At 69.2% G+C, this 16,434-nt stretch carries 18 protein-coding genes; 10 read left to right on the forward strand and 8 right to left on the reverse strand.

Annotated elements, in window-relative coordinates; genetic code table 11:
* Positions 1 to 210: 210 nt before the first annotated feature.
* Positions 211 to 1,083 carry a S1 family peptidase gene (locus ACWZJV_RS13170; RefSeq protein WP_196876247.1) on the reverse strand — a complete coding sequence of 291 codons (873 nt, stop codon included), beginning with the start codon at positions 1,081 to 1,083 and terminating at the stop codon, positions 211 to 213.
* 385 nt (positions 1,084 to 1,468) lie between these two features.
* Here ACWZJV_RS13170 and ACWZJV_RS13175 point away from each other — a divergent pair, with 385 nt between their 5' ends.
* Positions 1,469 to 2,374, forward strand: a complete 906-nt coding sequence (locus ACWZJV_RS13175) for a hypothetical protein (protein WP_196876246.1) — start codon at positions 1,469 to 1,471, stop codon at positions 2,372 to 2,374.
* A 9-nt stretch (positions 2,375 to 2,383) separates the two neighbouring features.
* Here ACWZJV_RS13175 and ACWZJV_RS13180 read toward each other — a convergent pair whose 3' ends face one another.
* Together ACWZJV_RS13180 and ACWZJV_RS13185 are read right to left on the reverse strand one after the other, a co-directional pair.
* A complete protein-coding gene (locus ACWZJV_RS13180) occupies positions 2,384 to 3,202 on the reverse strand; it encodes a hypothetical protein (RefSeq protein WP_457181763.1) in 819 nt (272 codons plus the stop codon).
* Between the two features lie 53 nt (positions 3,203 to 3,255).
* The gene (locus ACWZJV_RS13185; RefSeq protein WP_196876244.1) at positions 3,256 to 4,029 is read right to left on the reverse strand and encodes an IclR family transcriptional regulator; all 774 of its coding nucleotides are present in this window, start codon (positions 4,027 to 4,029) and stop codon (positions 3,256 to 3,258) included.
* Between the two features lie 178 nt (positions 4,030 to 4,207).
* On the opposite strand from ACWZJV_RS13185, the gene ACWZJV_RS13190 reads away from it, so the two are divergent.
* The gene (locus ACWZJV_RS13190; protein WP_457181764.1) at positions 4,208 to 4,867 is read left to right on the forward strand and encodes a maleylpyruvate isomerase family mycothiol-dependent enzyme; all 660 of its coding nucleotides are present in this window, start codon (positions 4,208 to 4,210) and stop codon (positions 4,865 to 4,867) included.
* Positions 4,868 to 4,879: 12 nt separating this feature from the next.
* Here ACWZJV_RS13190 and sigJ read toward each other — a convergent pair whose 3' ends face one another.
* Positions 4,880 to 5,761, reverse strand: a complete 882-nt coding sequence (gene sigJ, locus ACWZJV_RS13195) for an RNA polymerase sigma factor SigJ (RefSeq protein WP_457181765.1) — start codon at positions 5,759 to 5,761, stop codon at positions 4,880 to 4,882.
* Positions 5,762 to 5,863: 102 nt separating this feature from the next.
* Between sigJ and ACWZJV_RS13200 the strand changes: the two genes are divergently transcribed.
* Positions 5,864 to 6,352 (forward strand): carboxymuconolactone decarboxylase family protein, encoded by a 489-nt coding sequence (locus ACWZJV_RS13200; RefSeq protein ID WP_457181766.1) that lies wholly within the window; start codon positions 5,864 to 5,866, stop codon positions 6,350 to 6,352.
* Between the two features lie 75 nt (positions 6,353 to 6,427).
* Here ACWZJV_RS13200 and ACWZJV_RS13205 read toward each other — a convergent pair whose 3' ends face one another.
* A complete protein-coding gene (locus ACWZJV_RS13205; RefSeq protein ID WP_457181767.1) occupies positions 6,428 to 6,610 on the reverse strand; it encodes a hypothetical protein in 183 nt (60 codons plus the stop codon).
* A gap of 202 nt (positions 6,611 to 6,812) precedes the next feature.
* Here ACWZJV_RS13205 and ACWZJV_RS13210 point away from each other — a divergent pair, with 202 nt between their 5' ends.
* Both ACWZJV_RS13210 and ACWZJV_RS13215 read left to right on the forward strand, forming a co-directional pair.
* A complete protein-coding gene (locus ACWZJV_RS13210) occupies positions 6,813 to 7,583 on the forward strand; it encodes a hypothetical protein (protein WP_457181768.1) in 771 nt (256 codons plus the stop codon).
* Positions 7,584 to 7,703: 120 nt separating this feature from the next.
* Entirely contained in the window at positions 7,704 to 8,606 is a 903-nt protein-coding gene (locus ACWZJV_RS13215) for an endonuclease/exonuclease/phosphatase family protein (protein WP_457181769.1), read from the forward strand.
* 4 nt (positions 8,607 to 8,610) lie between these two features.
* On the opposite strand, the gene ACWZJV_RS13220 is transcribed toward ACWZJV_RS13215, so the two are convergent.
* Positions 8,611 to 9,834: an alanine racemase gene (locus tag ACWZJV_RS13220; protein ID WP_457181770.1), complete on the reverse strand. Its 1,224-nt coding sequence runs from the start codon at positions 9,832 to 9,834 to the stop codon at positions 8,611 to 8,613.
* Positions 9,835 to 9,931: 97 nt separating this feature from the next.
* Between ACWZJV_RS13220 and ACWZJV_RS13225 the strand changes: the two genes are divergently transcribed.
* On the forward strand, positions 9,932 to 10,534 hold the full coding sequence (locus ACWZJV_RS13225; protein WP_457181771.1) for a TetR/AcrR family transcriptional regulator: 603 nt from the start codon (positions 9,932 to 9,934) through the stop codon (positions 10,532 to 10,534).
* 76 nt (positions 10,535 to 10,610) lie between these two features.
* Here the strand turns inward: ACWZJV_RS13225 and ACWZJV_RS13230 are convergent, their stop codons facing one another.
* Positions 10,611 to 11,702 (reverse strand): DUF1152 domain-containing protein, encoded by a 1,092-nt coding sequence (locus tag ACWZJV_RS13230; RefSeq protein ID WP_457181772.1) that lies wholly within the window; start codon positions 11,700 to 11,702, stop codon positions 10,611 to 10,613.
* 60 nt (positions 11,703 to 11,762) lie between these two features.
* Here ACWZJV_RS13230 and ACWZJV_RS13235 point away from each other — a divergent pair, with 60 nt between their 5' ends.
* The 3 genes from ACWZJV_RS13235 (at position 11,763) to ACWZJV_RS13245 (ending at position 13,775) form a co-directional block, all read left to right on the forward strand.
* Positions 11,763 to 12,506, forward strand: a complete 744-nt coding sequence (locus tag ACWZJV_RS13235; protein WP_457181773.1) for a GntR family transcriptional regulator — start codon at positions 11,763 to 11,765, stop codon at positions 12,504 to 12,506.
* Positions 12,507 to 12,808: 302 nt separating this feature from the next.
* On the forward strand, positions 12,809 to 13,450 hold the full coding sequence (locus tag ACWZJV_RS13240; RefSeq protein ID WP_457181774.1) for a TetR/AcrR family transcriptional regulator: 642 nt from the start codon (positions 12,809 to 12,811) through the stop codon (positions 13,448 to 13,450).
* 193 nt (positions 13,451 to 13,643) lie between these two features.
* A complete protein-coding gene (locus ACWZJV_RS13245) occupies positions 13,644 to 13,775 on the forward strand; it encodes a hypothetical protein (protein WP_457181775.1) in 132 nt (43 codons plus the stop codon).
* Between the two features lie 3 nt (positions 13,776 to 13,778).
* Here the strand turns inward: ACWZJV_RS13245 and ACWZJV_RS13250 are convergent, their stop codons facing one another.
* Positions 13,779 to 14,987 carry an amino acid deaminase/aldolase gene (locus tag ACWZJV_RS13250; protein ID WP_457181776.1) on the reverse strand — a complete coding sequence of 403 codons (1,209 nt, stop codon included), beginning with the start codon at positions 14,985 to 14,987 and terminating at the stop codon, positions 13,779 to 13,781.
* Between the two features lie 128 nt (positions 14,988 to 15,115).
* Between ACWZJV_RS13250 and ACWZJV_RS13255 the strand changes: the two genes are divergently transcribed.
* Positions 15,116 to 16,423, forward strand: a complete 1,308-nt coding sequence (locus ACWZJV_RS13255; protein WP_457181777.1) for a D-arabinono-1,4-lactone oxidase — start codon at positions 15,116 to 15,118, stop codon at positions 16,421 to 16,423.
* Positions 16,424 to 16,434: the final 11 nt, after the last annotated feature.

Consider the following 16,434-nt stretch of genomic DNA (forward strand, 5'->3'; position numbering starts at 1 on the left):
ACCTGGTGAACCTCATACATTCCTCCACCGCAGTGTGCCCGAACACGACCACAGTGAGTATGGCGTTGTCAGCGCCTCATCTGCCAGTCGTTGGCAAAAAACTTTCGTTGTCAGACGAAATTTCGTACGCCGCGGGGCAAAGTGGACCAAACCACCTCACCCTGCGGCGTACCTGCGCTGGATCAGCCGTGCGGGATCAGCCGCGCCTGATCAGTAGATCGTGGCGCCGTACGCGCTGAGCGCCTCGGTCACCGGCTGGAAGAAGGTCGTGCCGCCGGTGGTGCAGTTGCCGGAACCACCGGAGGTCAGACCCAGTGCGGTCGAACCGGAGTAGAGCGCGCCGCCGGAGTCACCGGGCTCGGCGCACACGTTGGTCTGGATCAGACCGCTGACGGTGCCCTCGGCGTAACGGACGCTCGCGTTGACCGCCGTCACGGTGCCGGTGTGGACGCCGGTGGTCGAGCCGTCACGGGTGACGCTCTGGCCGACCCGGGCGGTGCCCGCGGTGAAGCCGCCGGTCTTGGAGATGGACGAGTCGTAGCGGACGATGCCGTAGTCGTTGCCCGGGAAGCTCGAGCCCGCGGTCGGGCCGAGCAGCGTGGTGTTCGACGAGTTGGCGTACCAGGTCGAGACGGCGTCGGTGCAGTGGCCCGCGGTCAGGAAGTAGTCGGCGCCGCCGACCTTGACGTTGAAGCCGAGCGAGCACCGCGAGCCGCCGCCGTAGATGGCGTCGCCGGGGCCGATGAGCGGGGTGAACTCACCCTTGGTGTGCTTGACGGTCACGGCCTCGTCGCCCTGGCTCGTCTTCTCCGCGGCGGCCTTCTTGACCTCGGCGATCTCAGCCGCGGAGACGGTCTCGTCGACGGTGACGACGATCTTGTTGGTGGCCGGGTCGGTGTACCACGACGAGCCGACCGGGGCGGCCTCGGCGACGGCAGACCTGACCGATGCGACCTCGGCCTTGCTGAACTCGGCGTCCGCGGCGGCTGCCGGGACGGCGACAGCGGCGGAGGCCGCGAGACCCACACCCGCGGCGAGCGCGGCGACGGTGCGGGGACGGAAAGTGGTGCGTTCGAACCTCATACGTCTCCTCCTGGGGGAAAGACCCGCTTGTTGCGGGCTTCCGTCCCCGGAACCACGGGTTTCGCGGCTTACCGGGAACGGGTAACTGAGTTTCGTGATCTTTCCCTGACCCCGCAGCACATTCGATTCCCCAAGAATCTGCATTGCAAAGACTGGTTCTTCGGATTCCTGCAATGCAGCAACACGCGTTTCCCGGAGGGTTTCCGGCGCGGGCCCAGAAGAAGAGGATTGGGTAAGCATGGCCAAGTTGTAGGTGCCCGGGTCGCGGGCCGCGTACGGTAGATATCCATGTTCATCTCGCCGCTCGAACGGTGAATCGGACCGGAATTCGTCGGTCTTCGAAACCTTCGGCGTGGCGACCGTCGATAGATGGTAGACAAACCCCATGCCGTATCCGCCGCCCCCAGGCTCCCCCGGTTCGGGCGCGCCTGACGAGGAGCCGCAGAATCAGCCTGCCCCGTTCGACTACAACGAGCGCCTGATCGGGCTCTCCGAGGACCTCGGCGGCGACCGGCCGGCGTTCAACGCGCGCAAGGAGCGAGCCGGACGCGGCGGCCCGCTGCGCCAGCTGCTGACCATCGCCGTCTCGCTCGGCCTCGTGGTCGTGTGCGGCGTGGTCGTCTACACCCTCTTCACCCGCGGCGACGACGCGGCCACGACCGCCGGCGTACCCACGGCGAGCGACGCACCCTCGGCCGGCAAGGCACCGACCGGCTCGGCGAGCCCGGGTGGCGGCAGGTCCGACGTCAGCGGCGAGTCCAGCCGCGGACCCGGTTGGCCCGGGACCAGCTCCCCGGCCGACCCCAGCGACGGCGCCACCTCGCGTTCGACCATCGGCCCCGAGCGGCTCTCCAAGGCCGACGTGCCCCGCCCGTGGCAGTTCACCTACGGCGACGTCACGCTGAAGGCCCGCTACCTGAGCGGCAAGGACTACCCCGGCTGCAAGGCGACGCTCAAGCGTGCGATCCGCGACCTCGGCTGCGACTACGCCGTCCGGGTCTCCTACAAGGCCCAGCAGGGCAACCTGCGGATGACCCACTTCATCTACGACTTCACCACCGTCGAGGCCGCGGGCAAGGCCGCCGGACGGATCGAGCCGCGGCACGTGATCCCACCCACCGAGGCCTCCCTGCCCGGCTACACCCAGGGCTGGTTCAAGGTGAAGGACTACGGCAAGTACGTCGTCTACACCATGGTCACGGCCAACGACGGCATCACCGTGGCCCAGGGCAAGGAGTACACCTCCTACGGCAACACCGACCTCGGCGCGGAGATCCTCTTCCGGATGTGACCTTCGGGCTCAGGGGGTCGCCGGCTCGGTCGCCTCCGAGGAGGCTCCTGTCGTGGGTGACGGCTCGCTCGACGTACCGGCGCTCTCGCTCGGCTGCTCCGACGGCGGCGCGCTCGGCCCGGTCGAGGTGGACGGCTCGGCGCTCGGCGTCCCCGTCGCGGGCGACTCCGACTCCTGGGGCTCCTCCTCCGAGGGCTCGGTGGTGGTGCTCGGGGACTCCTCCGGCGTCGCGGTGGCACCGTTCGACGGCTCCGTGCCCGGCCCCTCGTCGCGGGCGTCCGATCCGCCACCGGTCACGCGGGAGATCGTCGTGCCGCCGTCACCGTTGCCCACGATCGAGCTGACGCTGCGCCCGGCCAGGAGCTCGAAGACCGTGATCACGGCGACCACGACCACGAACATCGCCAGCGAGAGCAGCGCGATCCGCTTCCAGGGCAGGGCCTCGAGGCGCTCCCGCCACGACGGCGCCGGCTCGGCGTCGGCGAGCTCGGTGGCTTCGATCGCTGTCGTCCCGTCCCCCGACTCCCCGGCGGGCTGCGAGGCAGCCTCGTGGCGTACGCCGGCGAGCCCGGCCGACCGCCACCGGGCGAGGACCTGGGCGCTGGTCACCTTCTGGTGGGTCTTGGCGAGCCACTGCGAGTAGAGGTTGGAGCCGACGGTGGCCGCGACGCTGCCGATCGCGGCGCCGATCAGGGTGCCGACGGCACCGAGCGTGGAGAGCAGCAGCGCGGAGGTGACAGCGGCCAGGGCACCTGCGGTGGTGGAGAGCCAGTCGATGCCGGCCGGTTTCGGTGCTTGCGTGTCACGGGAGGGGGAAGTGTTGCTCATCGGCCTCCAGGTTAACTCGCCAACCGACGCTACCGGAGTCAACTTGACGCAGATCACCCTTGACTCAGGTCACGCTCCAGAGCCGCCGCGCCGGACATCAGGGTCGCGACGACGGTCGGCAGGGCCTCCTTGTCGTAGCGGACGCTGGGCATGGAGATCGACATCCCGGCGACGACGTCGCCACCGGCGCCACGGACGGGGACGCCGACGGCGACCACACCCCGCTCGGAGCGGCCGTCGTTGAAGGCGAAGCCGTTGCGGCGTACGCGCTCCAGCTCGGTGCGCAGCGCGTCGAGGTCCGGGCGATCGGCCAGGTGGTCGGCGTACCTCTCCCGGCTGTAGAGCGAGGTGAGCTCGTCCTCGGAGATCTGGGCCAGCAGCAGCAGGCCCGCGGTGGTGCGGTGGGCGGGGAAGACCATGCCCTCGCGGGAGCCGACCTTGAGCGACTGCGGCGACTCGACCGAGGCGATGAACCGGCAGGTGTCCCCCGCGCGCACGGCGACGTTGGCGGACTCGCCGAGCAGGTCGACCAGGCGCTGCAGGTGCGGCAGCGCCACCTGGCGGAGCCGGGAGGCGGTCGAGCGCGAGTGGGCGGCCAGCTCGAGCACCGGGCCGGCCCGGTAGACCTTGTCCTCGTCCTGGACCGCGAAGTCGCGGTAGACCAGCATCGCGAGCAGCCGGTGGGCGGTGGAGCGAGCGACGTCGAGCCGAGCCGCTGCCTCCGAGACGGTCAGGCGGCCTTCGAGCTGAAGGATCGCCGCCAGCTTGAGCGCGTGGTCCACGCTGGTGATCGCGTACGGGGGCCGTGTCTTCAGCGGCTTGTCCATCCCACCTCTTCCTGATCACACCAAACCTGGCATCTCTCGTCTGATTTCGCAGGAGATTGACCGACCTACATGTTCTTTGGCTGTGACCATGACCACCAGGCGGCACCTACGTCGTCGCCAGGACGAGGTGGCCGGGGATCGGCACCCTCATCGACACGCTCGTGAAAGGCTGATCGTCATGTCCATCCTCATCGGCACCACCCCCACGCGTACGTTCGACGACTCGCGCCGCTGGGCCACCGAAGGCACGGCCCTGCTGACCGGCGCCCTCGACGGCCTCGCCCTCGCCGACTACGACGGCGACTCGCAGCTGCCCGGCTGGACGCGGAAGCATCTGCTCGGCCACGTCGCCGCCAACGCGGAGGCTCTCGGCAACCTCGTCTCCTGGGCGGAGACGGGCGTGGAGAAGCGGATGTACGCCTCCACCGAGCAGCGCAACGCCGACATCGAGGCCGCCGCGACGCGTCCGGCCGAAGAGCTCCGCGAGTGGTACCTCCGCGCGGCCGGCGAGCTCGACGCGGCCATGGACCGGCTGACCGCGGAGCAGTGGGAGCACGAGGTGATCACCGCGCAGCTCGTCCCCCGCAAGGCCAGCGACATCCCGTGGATGCGTGCCCGTGAGGTCTTCGTCCACGCCGTCGACCTCGGTGTCGGCATCACCTTCGCGGACCTGCCCGAGGACTTCCTGCTCGTCCTGGCCGACGAGATCCGTACGAAGCGGGGGCTCTCCGACGAGGACCTGCGCGGCATCGCCGGCCCGCTCCCCGAGGTCGCCGCCTGGCTCGCCGGGCGGCCGCACGGCCTCGTCGAGGCGCCGGAGCTCGGGCCCTGGCTGTGACCATCCCTGGGATCAGCTCCAGCGGGCGAGCTTGTCCGGGTTGAGGACGATCCAGACGTCGGTGACCCGGCCCCCGGCGACCCGCAGGTTGGCGACACCTCGGTGAGCGCCGTCCTCGACGAGCGTGAACCCGAGGCCATCGGCGGTGGGCTCGGTGCGGATCGTCCAGGTCGGCCGCTTGGTGAGCACACCCAGCAGGAAACGAGCCACCTTCTCCGGACCCTCGATCGGGTTGAGGGCTGCACTGACCCGGCCGCCGCCGTCGGAACGGAGCGTGACCGAGGGGTCCAGCAGCGTCACCAGCCGGCCGAGATCCCCGCCGGCAGTGGCCGAGACGAAAGCTCTGACGACGTCGTCGTGCTCCGGCAGCGGGGCCACGTCGTCGCGCTGCTCGGCGACCCGGCGCCGGGCCGAGGCGGCGAGCTGACGGACCGCGGCCGGGGAGCGGCCGACGATGCCGGCGATGTCGCCGAACGGGACCGCGAAGATGTCGTGGAGCACGAACGCCACCCGCTCGGCCGGAGTCATCGCGTCGAGCACGACCAGCAGCGCCGTGCTCACCGTGTCGTCGAGAGTCGCCCGGTCGGCCGGATCCTCGGGGGCGACGAGGAAACCCGGCCGGACCGGCTCGGGGAGCCAGGGCCCGACGTACCTCTCCCGGCGGGCTCTCGCCGACTTGAGTACGTCGAGGCAGACCCTGCTGGTGACGCGGCTCAGCCAGCCCGACGGGTTGTCGATCGCCGCCCGCTCGTCGTCGGTGAGGCGGTACCAGCGCAGGTAGGTCTCCTGGACCGCGTCCTCGGCCTCCTCGAGCGTGCCGAGCAGTCGGTAGGCGAGCGCGATCAGGCGACGGCGCTCGATCATCACCTCGCCCAGGTCGTCCATGTCAGGCATCGTGGCAGCTCCTCACGGGTTCACCCAGTGTGACGAGCCAGACAGCGTGAATGTGAGGTGGCGACCTCACATTCGTCTCGGACGTCTCGTCAAGCAGTGTGAATGCCCGCGCTGTGGCGGGCCGACCGAAGGACCACGATGCTCGCCAACGTCAACGTGACCAAGCTGTTCCCCGCTGCGTACAAGGCCCAGATGGCCGTCGAGGAGGCGGTCGAGGAGGCCATCACCGTCGCCGGCGTCGACCGGCTCACCGTCGACCTCGTCAAGCTCCGCGCCTCGCAGATCAACGGCTGCGCGTTCTGCCTGCGGATGCACACCCAGGACGCCCTCAAGAACGGCGAGACCACCGACCGCCTCGCCCTCGTCGCCGCCTGGTGGGAGTCGCAGTACTTCACCCCCGAGGAGCAGGCCGCGCTCACCATCGCCGAGCAGATCACCCGCATCGGCGACCTGCACACCGCCGCCGCCCCGAAGGTCGACGTCGAGAGCATCCTCGACGCCAAGCAGATCGCCGCCATCACCTGGGTCGCGATCGCCATCAACGCCTGGAACCGCATCGCGATCTCCAGCCACTACCCCGTCGCCCCCTGACGGAGACGGCGCGGGGCGTTCCGGTCCGTACCTACCGGTGCGTGGACCGGGACGCCCCGGCCTGTCCTGGAAGACCTACCGCTTGCTGTCGCGGCCGAGCAGGTAGCCGACCGCCAGCGCGACGACCGCCAGGGCCACCGGATAGCTCCGCAGGAAGCCGCCGAGGACCACGTCGGCCACGAACCCGAGCAGCTCGAGGATCACCCAGATCGCCACGACGGCCCCGGCGACGATGAGGACCTTCCACCTGGTCTCCATCTAGCGGCTCACACGATCGGAGGCGTACGTGGTCGGGCGAGGAGACATGAGGGATCCTTTGTGCGGAGCGTGAGGGGCCGAGAGGGCGCCCACCCGTCGGCGCATCGCAGAAAGTAGCAGCGGTGGCGGGGACGTACGAGAGAATCGTGGAACCGCGGGGAAACGCTTCTCCTACGGGATTCTTTACTCGGGCAGGGGACCGATGACGACACCGACACCACCACCGCCGCCGGACGGGTACGGGGCGATGCCGCCTGCGCCGAACCTCCAGGGCGGCTGGCCGCCGAACGAAAATTCGTTCGGCACGGGAGGGCCGCCTCCGCCGGAGAAGCCGCACAACCCGTGGCCGATCGTCATCGGGCTCGGGGCGATCGCGGGTGTGCTGATCATCGGCGTGATCATCACCGCGGGCATCGTCATCCTCCGGGGCGAGGAGGACCCGACCGGAGGGCCAGGACCGGTGACGGTCACTGCGACCCCGACCACGTCGCCGGACCCGTCCTCCGCGGCTCCCGCCCCGGGCGGGCTGGCCGCCGACCTCTTCGAGGGTGACTGGAGGTTCAAGCTCGGCGACGTGAGCATGAACGCGACGTACGTGGCCTCCCAGGACTACCCCGACTGCGGGCCGATCGCGTCTGCCGCCCTGGACCGGAAGGGCTGCCGCTACGCCGCGATGGGGATCCACGACGCCGAGGGCGGCAAGCTGCGGATGCTCCGGGTCATCTACGTCTTCGACAGCGAGGCGAAGGCGACGGCGGCCGCGGAGTCGGTCGAGGAGACCGACTTCGACCTGCCCACCGGCAGCCTCATCGAGGACGACGTGATCGGGAAGTGGGTCGCCAAGGACTCCTCCAAGGCGGTCGTCGTCGGCTTCGTGACCGCGCAGAAGGGCGTGTCGGAGACGACCGTCGACGACTACCTCCACTACGGCACCGCCGACATCGCGGGCGCCCTGATCTTCATGGACCTGTAGGCGCCGCGCGACCCGCCGGACACGGGCCTGGGCCTGGTTCCCTGGTCGTTCATCTGGGGTTTCGCGGTATTCGAACGCGTTTGGCCGTGCGCACACTGCCCGCCCATACCTTCGGTAGGCGTGTCCCCCACGCTGCTCACCTCGGGTCCGAGCCGGGCCGCCCTGCTGCGCGCCCTCGTCCCCGCCGTCGCGTTGTGCGGCGTCCTCGGCGCCGCCCTGAGCTTCCTCGTCCCGACGACGGCCACGGCCGGCCCGACCGTCAAGGTCGCCCAGGCGGAACCGGTTCAGCCGGGCTTCCAGCGCTTCGCCTGGCTCAACGCCTGGGCCGACCACCACACCGCGCCCGGAGGTGCTGCGGCCGGCCGGCTCGACGGTGTGCCGCGGATGCGGATCGTGGTGGGCCACCTGCGGCGTACGGCCGTCGACTTCGGTGTCCTCGCGGAGGTGGAGGCGCCGCAGCGGGAGGCCTTCGAGTCCTTCGGACGGGAGTACGCCCTCGTCTCGACGCCCGACGCCACCGACGACGCGGTCTTCTACCGCCGCTCGGTGTTCCGGCTGGTCAGCAAGGACACGGTCGCCATGTACTACCGTCACGGCGCCCACGTCACTGCGCCCGTCGTGGTGCTCGAGGAGCGCTCCTCGGGTCAGCGTGTGGGGGTGCTGCCCGTGCACTTCCCGGCGAGCATCCCCGCGGCCCCCAGGCAGAAGAAGTGGCGCGACCTCAACGCCGGGATCGTCAAGGACGTGGTCGCGGGCGCCGAGGTGCCGATGGTGGTAGCCGGCGACTTCAACCAGCGCAACGACATCCTGTGCGACCTGACCTCACCCGGCACCGGGCTGGTGAGCCCCCTCGCGAAGCACGAGGACTGCGCCACCGGACGCCGGGCGCCGATCGACCAGGCCTTCCTCAGCCCGTCGCTGCGGCCGGACCGCTACCAGGTCTACTCCGGTCCGTCGGCCCGCCGAGCCACCGACCACGGCGCGTTCTACCAGGTCAGGGTGCGGCTGTCGGGCCTCGCCTGACCCCTCAGAAGTACGTCCGGACCAGGTCGGTCACGGTGTAGTCGAGGTCGACGACCGGGATCAGCCGCCACTTGTCGAAGGCGGTGCACGGGTGCGAGATCCCGAAGCTGACCAGGTCGCCCGGCCGCAGACCGGCGTCGGTGCGCAGGAACGCATGCTGGTCGGCCAGCTTCTCGACGGTGCCCTCGAGCTTCTCCGCACCGCCGAAGCCGTTGCGCCGCACCGTGAGCGGGGTCGGCAGACCGTTGTCGTAGGGCACGTCCCGCCGGCCCATGCCGACGATGACGAGGCCCTCCTCCGGGGCTGAGACCACCTGGGCCCAGACCTCGATCGCCGGATCCAGGGTGCCCTCGATGCGGTTGTAGGGCGTTGTGTCGGCGTAGAGGCCGTGGTCGTGGGTGACGTACGTCCCGCTGCGCAGCACCTTGCGAGGCGTCATCCCGTCGGGCCAGCCCGCGGACCAGCGCTCGGCGAGGACGTCGAAGAAGGCGCTCCCACCTGCCGAGACGATCGCATCGGCGGCGACCAGGCCCTCGGTGAACAGCGTCGAGGCGAGCTCCTTGAGGCGGTCGAAGTAGTCGCCGACCGCCTCGGCCGTCCCCAGTCCGCCCTCGTAGCCGGCCACCCCTGCCAGGAGTACGCCGGGAGTCGAGTCCACCACCCGGGCGAGCTCGACGGCCTCCCCGACGGAGCGGCAGCCGGTGCGACCGCCGGGGAAGCCCAGATCGATCAGCACCGCGAGCGGCCGGTCCTCGACGCCCACCAGGGCCGACGCCTCGGCCGCCGCCTCGACGCCCTCGACCGAGTCGACCCAGTGCAGGTGGAGGAACTCGGGGTCGGCCGCCCGCTCGGAGGCCACCCAGCTCAGCGCGCTGTGGTCGAGGATCTCGTTGGCGACCAGGACACGGCGTACGCCGGCGTGGCGGGCGACCAGCGCCTGGCTGGGCGAGGCGACGGTGATCGCCCACGCGCCGGCGTCGAGCTGCCGCTGGTAGAGCGAGGGCGCCATCGTGGTCTTGCCGTGCGGGGCGAGCAGCAGCCCGTGCTCCTCCGCGAACCCGGCGAGGGTCGCGATGTTGTGCTCCAGCGCGCTCTTCTTGAGCACCATCACCGGCCAGGTGAACGAGCCGTCGAAGAGGTTGCGGCCGGAGGTTGCGTACGTGGTGAGATCGACGGCTTCTCCCGGCTCCATGAAGCCCTTGTCCGCCCAGGTCACATGATCGTCCATCGGGACCGAACCTACCGACGGCCTGTCGGCCGGACACGGGGTTTCGAGAAAACTTGGAAATCTCCTGGGAGGTATCGGCGTCGCCTATCGTGACGCCATGGCCAACCGTGCGGCTCAGAGGGCGATGACTCGCCGGCTCCTGCTGGATGCAGCGATGGATCGGTTCGTCGCGAGCGGCTACGCGGCCACGACGATCGACGAGATCGCCTCCGCGGCCGGTACGACGCGGGTCACCTTCTACGCCTACTTCGCCTCGAAGTCGGAGATCGTCAAGGCACTGATCACCGAGCGCCTTGACCCGGAGCTCGCGCAGGCCTCCACTGGGTGCGCGACGGGCCCGGCGCTCTTCGACGCGGTCGCGGCCGGCACCCGTGAGGAGCTCGGCGCCTGGATCCGAGAGATCGCGGCGAGCTGGCCGAGGATGCAGCCGATCATCAAGATCTGCCGTGCCGCCCAGGCGATCGACCCCGACCTGTGCGCCGGCATCGACGCCTGGATCGACAGGGCGATCGACGACATCGGCGCCGGGCTCGCCAAGGCTGACCGGTTCGAGGCCGACAGCCGGCGGTTCCGTGGTGCGCTGGCGATGGGACAGTTCGACTACGTGTTCCTGCACTGGACCGACGGCGCCTGGGGCGTCGACCACGAGCACATGTGCGAGCTGCTCACCGAGAGCTGGTTCCAGCTCCTCGGTGACTGACTGGCCGACCTTGAACAAGCCTCGGGGAACGAGGTCGCAGCCGCGATCGTCCCTCATGCCCGATGTGACTCGTCGTTCAGCGGTGGGTTGTCACTGGACTGGCTGCGAGCACGTCGAGATCCCACAGCCCGAGCCCGTCGACGCGCGCCGTCTCAAGGCTGATCAGATCGGTACTCCCCGTCTCCAGCAGTCTGCGCGTCGTGATGAATGTTGCGCCCTGAGCGCGGCTGGCTTCCACGACGACGGAAGTCGAACCGGTCGCCGGCCGCGAGTGGCGCTGTGTGGCTCGTCGACGTTCATAGTCGAGCTCATCGACAGCGACGTCTCGCATGATCCGCTCAGCGTCGGCGAGGGTACCCGTCCCCATCAGCGCTGACGCCAGGGGAAAGTGCTCCGGATCAGGAGAGTCCAAGACCCAGACAGCCGCACCGTCGTCAAGCAACGGCACGGGCTTCAGACCTCGCCGCATATCGACCGCGCCTCGATGCCCGAGAGCGGCCGCCGCCGCAAGGGTCGTCGCCTCGGTCGGATGCCACGCAAGGACATGGTGGAGTGTCGCCACATCGTCGGGCGTCACAACCCCAATTCTCTCAGCTCGAAGACGCCTCAGAATCCCGGTCACGTCGTTCGCAGTGAGTTCTCCGTCGACTCCCGGACCGAGGATCGCGAGCCGGACTGGCAGCCCCGTCTGGATACTCGCTGCGAGGGTCAAGGAGTCCGCTAGCGGACTGAGAAGCCCGGACTCGTCACCATGTGCAACAACGTCTCCGCCGACGTCGACGACGGTGAGGGCCTCGGCATCGAGCGAATGAGCCAGGGTTTGGAGCTGATCGGCTAAGCCCACCGCGCCGCCGGTGAAATCGTGCACGAAGATTCGGGCATCGACATCGCCGGCCAACCTGGGCAGCACTGATCGACCAGGAGGAAGGGTGTCGCTGGTGGGCATGACCTCGGCTCGAACTCCACCGACGGATCGAAGACCGGCGAAGTCGCTGCGAGATCGCGGACCCGGCACAGGATCAATACGAAGACGCTCCCACGCACAGGTCGATATCAGGGCTGGTCCACCCCCGATCGGCTCCAGCAGCCGCCGAGCCAGCAACGTACCGACCGCGTCACCTCCCCCACCGGCCGCCACATAGAGAGTCCTCACGCTCTCGATTCTCACCTTTGGTCGGTAGACGCGCTACCGTTCACAAGTGGTATTCACCAGTTGGACGAAGTAGCGATGAGCGCCAAAGCAGAAGGATCAGCGAAGTTCCGTCAGATCGCGGAGCAGATCCGCGCCCAGATCCTCAGCGGTGAGCTGCGCCCCGGCGACGAGATCCCGAGCGAACGCGCGGTGGCTGCGGATTACAGCGTCTCGCGCCCGACAGCAACCAAGGCCCTGATGCTTCTTCGTGAACTCGGCTTGGTGCACTCGGTGCAGGGCTCGGGGACGTTCGTGTCTGACTTGACGGTCAACCGTCGAGCGAGCGAGCGCTACACGAAGGCTCGTACGTCTGGACGGATCTACGCCGACGACACCCACGCCGAGATCGTGGCAGCCGAGATCGTCCCCGAGGCCCCGGAGCATGTCGTACGGGCACTGCAACTCGAGGCCGGAGGTGCGGCCATCCGCCGGCATCGCATCACCCGGGAAGGTGACCGCCGCGCCGAGACCTCGACATCGTGGTTCAGTGCCGGACTGACAGCTTCGGCCCCTCAGCTACTCGTCAAGGAACGGATCTTCTCCGGGACACTGGCATACGTCGAGGCTCAGACCGGTCGTCACGGGACCTATGCCCGCGACCGGACATGCGCGCGTGCGGCCGGCGCGGATGCGGAGCACCTCGGACTGGCTGACAGCGGCGCACCGGTTCTCGTGGTCGAGCACACCGTGTATGACCAGCACGACCACCCGATTGAGTTCGCCGAAGCGGTCTATCCGCCGGATCGCTGGACCTACGAGCAGCGGTACGACCTCAGCTAGCGCACTGCATCGAGAGTTCTGTATGCCCTTGTGCTTCCAAGTGGTATATGCAAATCTTTGTCAGGTGGCATATACCACTTGCCATCAGGACCCAGGTTCAAGGAACGAAGGATCGGTCTACCCCGGTCGTCCCTACTCGCAATCTAGACACATCAGGAGACCCAATTGTCATCGACCGCGACATACCCCGGTGCAGCGCGATGACGGACACCGTCAGCCTGAGCTCCCAGCGGCGGGAAGTGACGGTTCGCCGCGCGGGGCGCCCGCGCCTCGTTCCACGGGTGGGCGGGCGGCGATCTGATATGACGCCGCGCGAGGAGATCCTCGACATCAGCGCTGGCTTGTTCGTGGACCGAGGCTTCGCAGCAACCTCGACCCGGGACATCGCCGAAGCCGTCGGGATTCGCCAGGCCTCGATCTACTACCACTACCCCTCCGGCAAGGATGAGATCCTCGCCGAGCTGCTCCATCGATCCATCCGGCCCACCCTCGACAGGATCGAGAAGATCAAGATCCTCGGAGCCGAGACCGACGCCACGCCCGAGGCGCTGCTGTATCTGCTGGTCGTGCTCGACGTACGCACCCTCGCCGGTGCACCACGCAATGCCGGAGCGCTGGCCAGGCTGCCCGAGGTGCAAGGCAAGGAGGTCTTCGAGCCGTTCGGTTCCGCACGCGAGGAGCTCGAGGCTGCGTACGCACGGCTGGGAGCGAAGGTCGCAGCAGCTCATCCGGAGGCAGGGATGACCCCGGACAGCAATCTGCTGGGCACACTGCTGCTCGGCCTGGTCGAGGTCGTCATCGCAATGCGCTCCGAAGGACACACCATGACTCCGAGCACCGAGGCGATCGTCGCCGCGTCGTGTCTGCGGATCTGCCTGGCCGACCAGGCCTGCATCGATGTGGCGGCCTCACGAGCGGCTGAGCTGATCGGGGCCATCGAATAACCCCACCCTACGAACCGGTCGCTGGCCCATCACGACGTGGTGGGTCGGCGGCTGCAAACCACGACCTCAAGCTCGGGATCTCGGAGGAGCGCCACACCATGATCCATCGGCAGGTGATACCCACCACCGTCCTTGCCCTCGTCGCGCTGCTCACCGGATGCACAGGTGTCGAGATGAGCCCGCTGGAAGAGTCATGTTCGCCCTCCTGGTTGACCGACCAGGAGCCGTACTGGAGGTCAATCTTGTCGACGGCGACGTCGCCTGGTGCATCGACGGCCAGCCACTGGCCAAACTGGGGGAACTGGGCAACCAGGCCTTGAAGTGACGGTCACAGGAAAGTCTGGCCCTCGCCCCGGTAGGTCGGCGCCACGGTGATGATCGAGTCGCCCTCGATCAGCTGGAGGGTGTCGAGCCGCTCGCACACCTCACCGGCCTTCGCGTGGCGGAACCAGACCTTGTCACCGATCGCGAGCTCGTCGGCGGCGTGCCCACGCAGCGGCGTCTGGACCTCCCCGGCGCCTTCGGTGCCGACGTACTCCAGGCCGAAGGGGTAGGTGGGGCTGGGGACCCGGTCGAGTCCCGGCGGTCCGGAGGCGATCCACCCGCCACCGGCGACGGTGACGATGCCGGGCGCCGGACGGCGCACGACGCTCAGCCCGAAGTAGGCGGCGGGGTGGGGGGTGAAGCCGTCGTAGCGGTCGAAGAGGGTCGGGCCGTAGAGGCCGGACCCGGCCGCGATCTCGGTCACCGACGTGTCGGCGCGGGTGGACTCGATCGAGCCGGTGCCGCCGCCGTTGACGAACTCGAGGTCGGCCAGGGAGCGTACGGCCGCGACGATCCTCCCGCGACGCTCGGTGATCTCGGCGATGGATGCCTTCTTCATCCTGCGGATGACGGCCGCGGGCGGGTTGCCGCCGAGCGGGCGGTCGACGGTGCCGGCGACCTGGCCCTCGTAGGCCATCAGCCCGACGAGCTGGAAGTCCGGGTCCTCGGCGACGATCCGGGCCAGCGCGACGGCGTCCTCGGGCGTACGGACCGGGGAGCGGCGGGCGCCGAGCCAGATGCGGCGCGCGATGACCAGCGCGGCGTCGAGGTCGATGGCCACGCGTACGGGGGCGGCCGGGGTGCCGATCGCGGCCTTGACCAGCGACAACCCCTCGGCACTGTCCACCATCAGCGTGATCCGGGCGAGCTTCTCCTCGTCCTTCGCGAGCGCGGCGAGCCCTGCCCGGTCGACGGTCGGGTAGCCGATCACGATGTCGTAGTGCGTCTCGGCCAGCCACAGCGCCTCGGACAGCGTGAAGGCCAGGATCCCCTCGTAGCCCTCGCGGGCGAGCACGCGGTCGATCAGCGCCCGGCAGCGTACGGACTTGCTGGCCACGCGGATCGGGGTGCCGGCCGCTCGGCGCACGAGGTCGTCGGCGTTGGCGTCGAACGCCTCCAGGTCGACTGCCCCGACAGGTCCGTCGAGAGCCGCGGTGGCGCGGTCGAGCCGTTCGTGCTGCTGGGCCGAGAGATGGTGGGAAGTGGTAACCACGACCCAAGTGTCTATGCCCCGCGCGGCACCCGCGTCAACGGCAGGTAACCAACTGTGCCACCGCGCGGTCCAAACGGATCTGGCCGAAGCCGTTGACCGAACGCCTCCGAGGCGACACCCTTTGCCGCGTGAGTGAGTGGCAGAACTGGGCAGGGAACCAGCACGCGGGATCGATCGAGGTCGTCGTGCCTCGCGACGAGGCGGAGCTCGCCGCGGTCGTCGTGGCCGCGACCGAGGCCGGCCGGAGGGTCAAGCCGATCGGCGCGGGCCACTCCTTCACCGCGATCGGATCGCCGGTGGACGTCCAGGTCAGCCTCGACCGGATCTCGGGGATCGTGCGGGCCGACTCGACCACCGGCCTGGTGACGGTCCGCGGCGGCACCCGCCTCAAGGTGCTCAACCGCGCGCTCGAGGCGCTCGGGCTGTCGATGACCAACCTCGGCGACATCGAGGAGCAGTCGATCTCGGGAGCGATCTCGACCGGCACCCACGGCACGGGGGCGCGCTTCGGCGGCCTGGCGACCCAGGTACGCGGCCTCCGGCTGCTCCTCGCCGACGGCTCCGTCCTCTCGTGCTCGCCGACGGAGAATCCCGAGGTCTTCGACCACGCTCGCGTGGGGCTCGGTGCGCTCGGGATCATCGTCGAGGTCACGCTGCAGACCGAGCCGCTGTTCGCGCTGAACGCGCGTGAGGGCAACGGGGCGCTCGCCGACGTGATGAGCGCCTTCGAGGAGCACGCCTCGGGCACCGACCACTTCGAGTTCTACTGGTTCCCGCACACCACCCGGGTGCTGACCAAGCACAACACCCGGCTGCCGCTGCCGGAGACGCCGCTGGACCCGGTCGGCCGGGTGCGAGGGTGGTTCGACGACGAGCTCCTCTCCAACACCGCGTTCGGCGCGACCGTCGGGCTCGGTCTCCGTGTCCCCGGCCTGGTCAAGCCGCTGGCCCGCTTCGCCGCCTCGGCCCTCTCGCCGCGCGAGTTCACCGACATCTCCTACCGGGTCTTCACCTCGCAGCGGAAGGTGCGGTTCGTGGAGAGCGAGTACGCCGTCCCGCGCGCCGTCGGCATGGAGGTCCTCGCCGAGCTGCAGCGCGCGGTCGAGGCGTCCTCGTGGAACATCTCCTTCCCGGTCGAGGTCCGGGTCGCGGGCGCCGACGACATCCCGCTGTCCACCGGGTTCGAGCGCGAGAACGTCTACATCGCGATCCACACCGCACCCTCGTCGCCGTGGCGTTCGGAGTATTTCGCGGCCTTCGAGCGGATCGCCGGCGAGGCCGGTGGCCGTCCCCACTGGGGCAAGATGCACACGCTCTCCGACGCCGACCTGGGCGAACGCTATCCGCGGTTCGGTGACTTCGTCGCGCTGCGCGACAAGCTCGACCCGTCCAGCACCTTCGCCAACCCCTATCTGGAGCAGGTCCTCGGCTCTTAACCTGGCCTTCT

The organism is Nocardioides sp. WG-D5 (assembly GCF_054031175.1).

What these genes read in the sequence shown, in the direction of transcription:
- ACWZJV_RS13210 (WP_457181768.1), top strand. Translation starts at nt 6,813, where the DNA reads ATGACGACACCGACACCACCACCGCCGCCGGACGGGTACGGGGCGATG.
- ACWZJV_RS13245 (WP_457181775.1), top strand. Translation starts at nt 13,644, where the DNA reads ATGTTCGCCCTCCTGGTTGACCGACCAGGAGCCGTACTGGAGGTCAAT.
- ACWZJV_RS13170 (WP_196876247.1), bottom strand. Translation starts at nt 1,083, where the DNA reads ATGAGGTTCGAACGCACCACTTTCCGTCCCCGCACCGTCGCCGCGCTC.
- ACWZJV_RS13180 (WP_457181763.1), bottom strand. Translation starts at nt 3,202, where the DNA reads ATGAGCAACACTTCCCCCTCCCGTGACACGCAAGCACCGAAACCGGCC.
- ACWZJV_RS13240 (WP_457181774.1), top strand. Translation starts at nt 12,809, where the DNA reads ATGACGCCGCGCGAGGAGATCCTCGACATCAGCGCTGGCTTGTTCGTG.
- sigJ (WP_457181765.1), bottom strand. Translation starts at nt 5,761, where the DNA reads ATGCCTGACATGGACGACCTGGGCGAGGTGATGATCGAGCGCCGTCGC.
- ACWZJV_RS13220 (WP_457181770.1), bottom strand. Translation starts at nt 9,834, where the DNA reads ATGGACGATCATGTGACCTGGGCGGACAAGGGCTTCATGGAGCCGGGA.
- ACWZJV_RS13200 (WP_457181766.1), top strand. Translation starts at nt 5,864, where the DNA reads ATGCCCGCGCTGTGGCGGGCCGACCGAAGGACCACGATGCTCGCCAAC.
- ACWZJV_RS13175 (WP_196876246.1), top strand. Translation starts at nt 1,469, where the DNA reads ATGCCGTATCCGCCGCCCCCAGGCTCCCCCGGTTCGGGCGCGCCTGAC.
- ACWZJV_RS13235 (WP_457181773.1), top strand. Translation starts at nt 11,763, where the DNA reads ATGAGCGCCAAAGCAGAAGGATCAGCGAAGTTCCGTCAGATCGCGGAG.
- ACWZJV_RS13190 (WP_457181764.1), top strand. Translation starts at nt 4,208, where the DNA reads ATGTCCATCCTCATCGGCACCACCCCCACGCGTACGTTCGACGACTCG.
- ACWZJV_RS13185 (WP_196876244.1), bottom strand. Translation starts at nt 4,029, where the DNA reads ATGGACAAGCCGCTGAAGACACGGCCCCCGTACGCGATCACCAGCGTG.
- ACWZJV_RS13205 (WP_457181767.1), bottom strand. Translation starts at nt 6,610, where the DNA reads ATGGAGACCAGGTGGAAGGTCCTCATCGTCGCCGGGGCCGTCGTGGCG.
- ACWZJV_RS13225 (WP_457181771.1), top strand. Translation starts at nt 9,932, where the DNA reads ATGGCCAACCGTGCGGCTCAGAGGGCGATGACTCGCCGGCTCCTGCTG.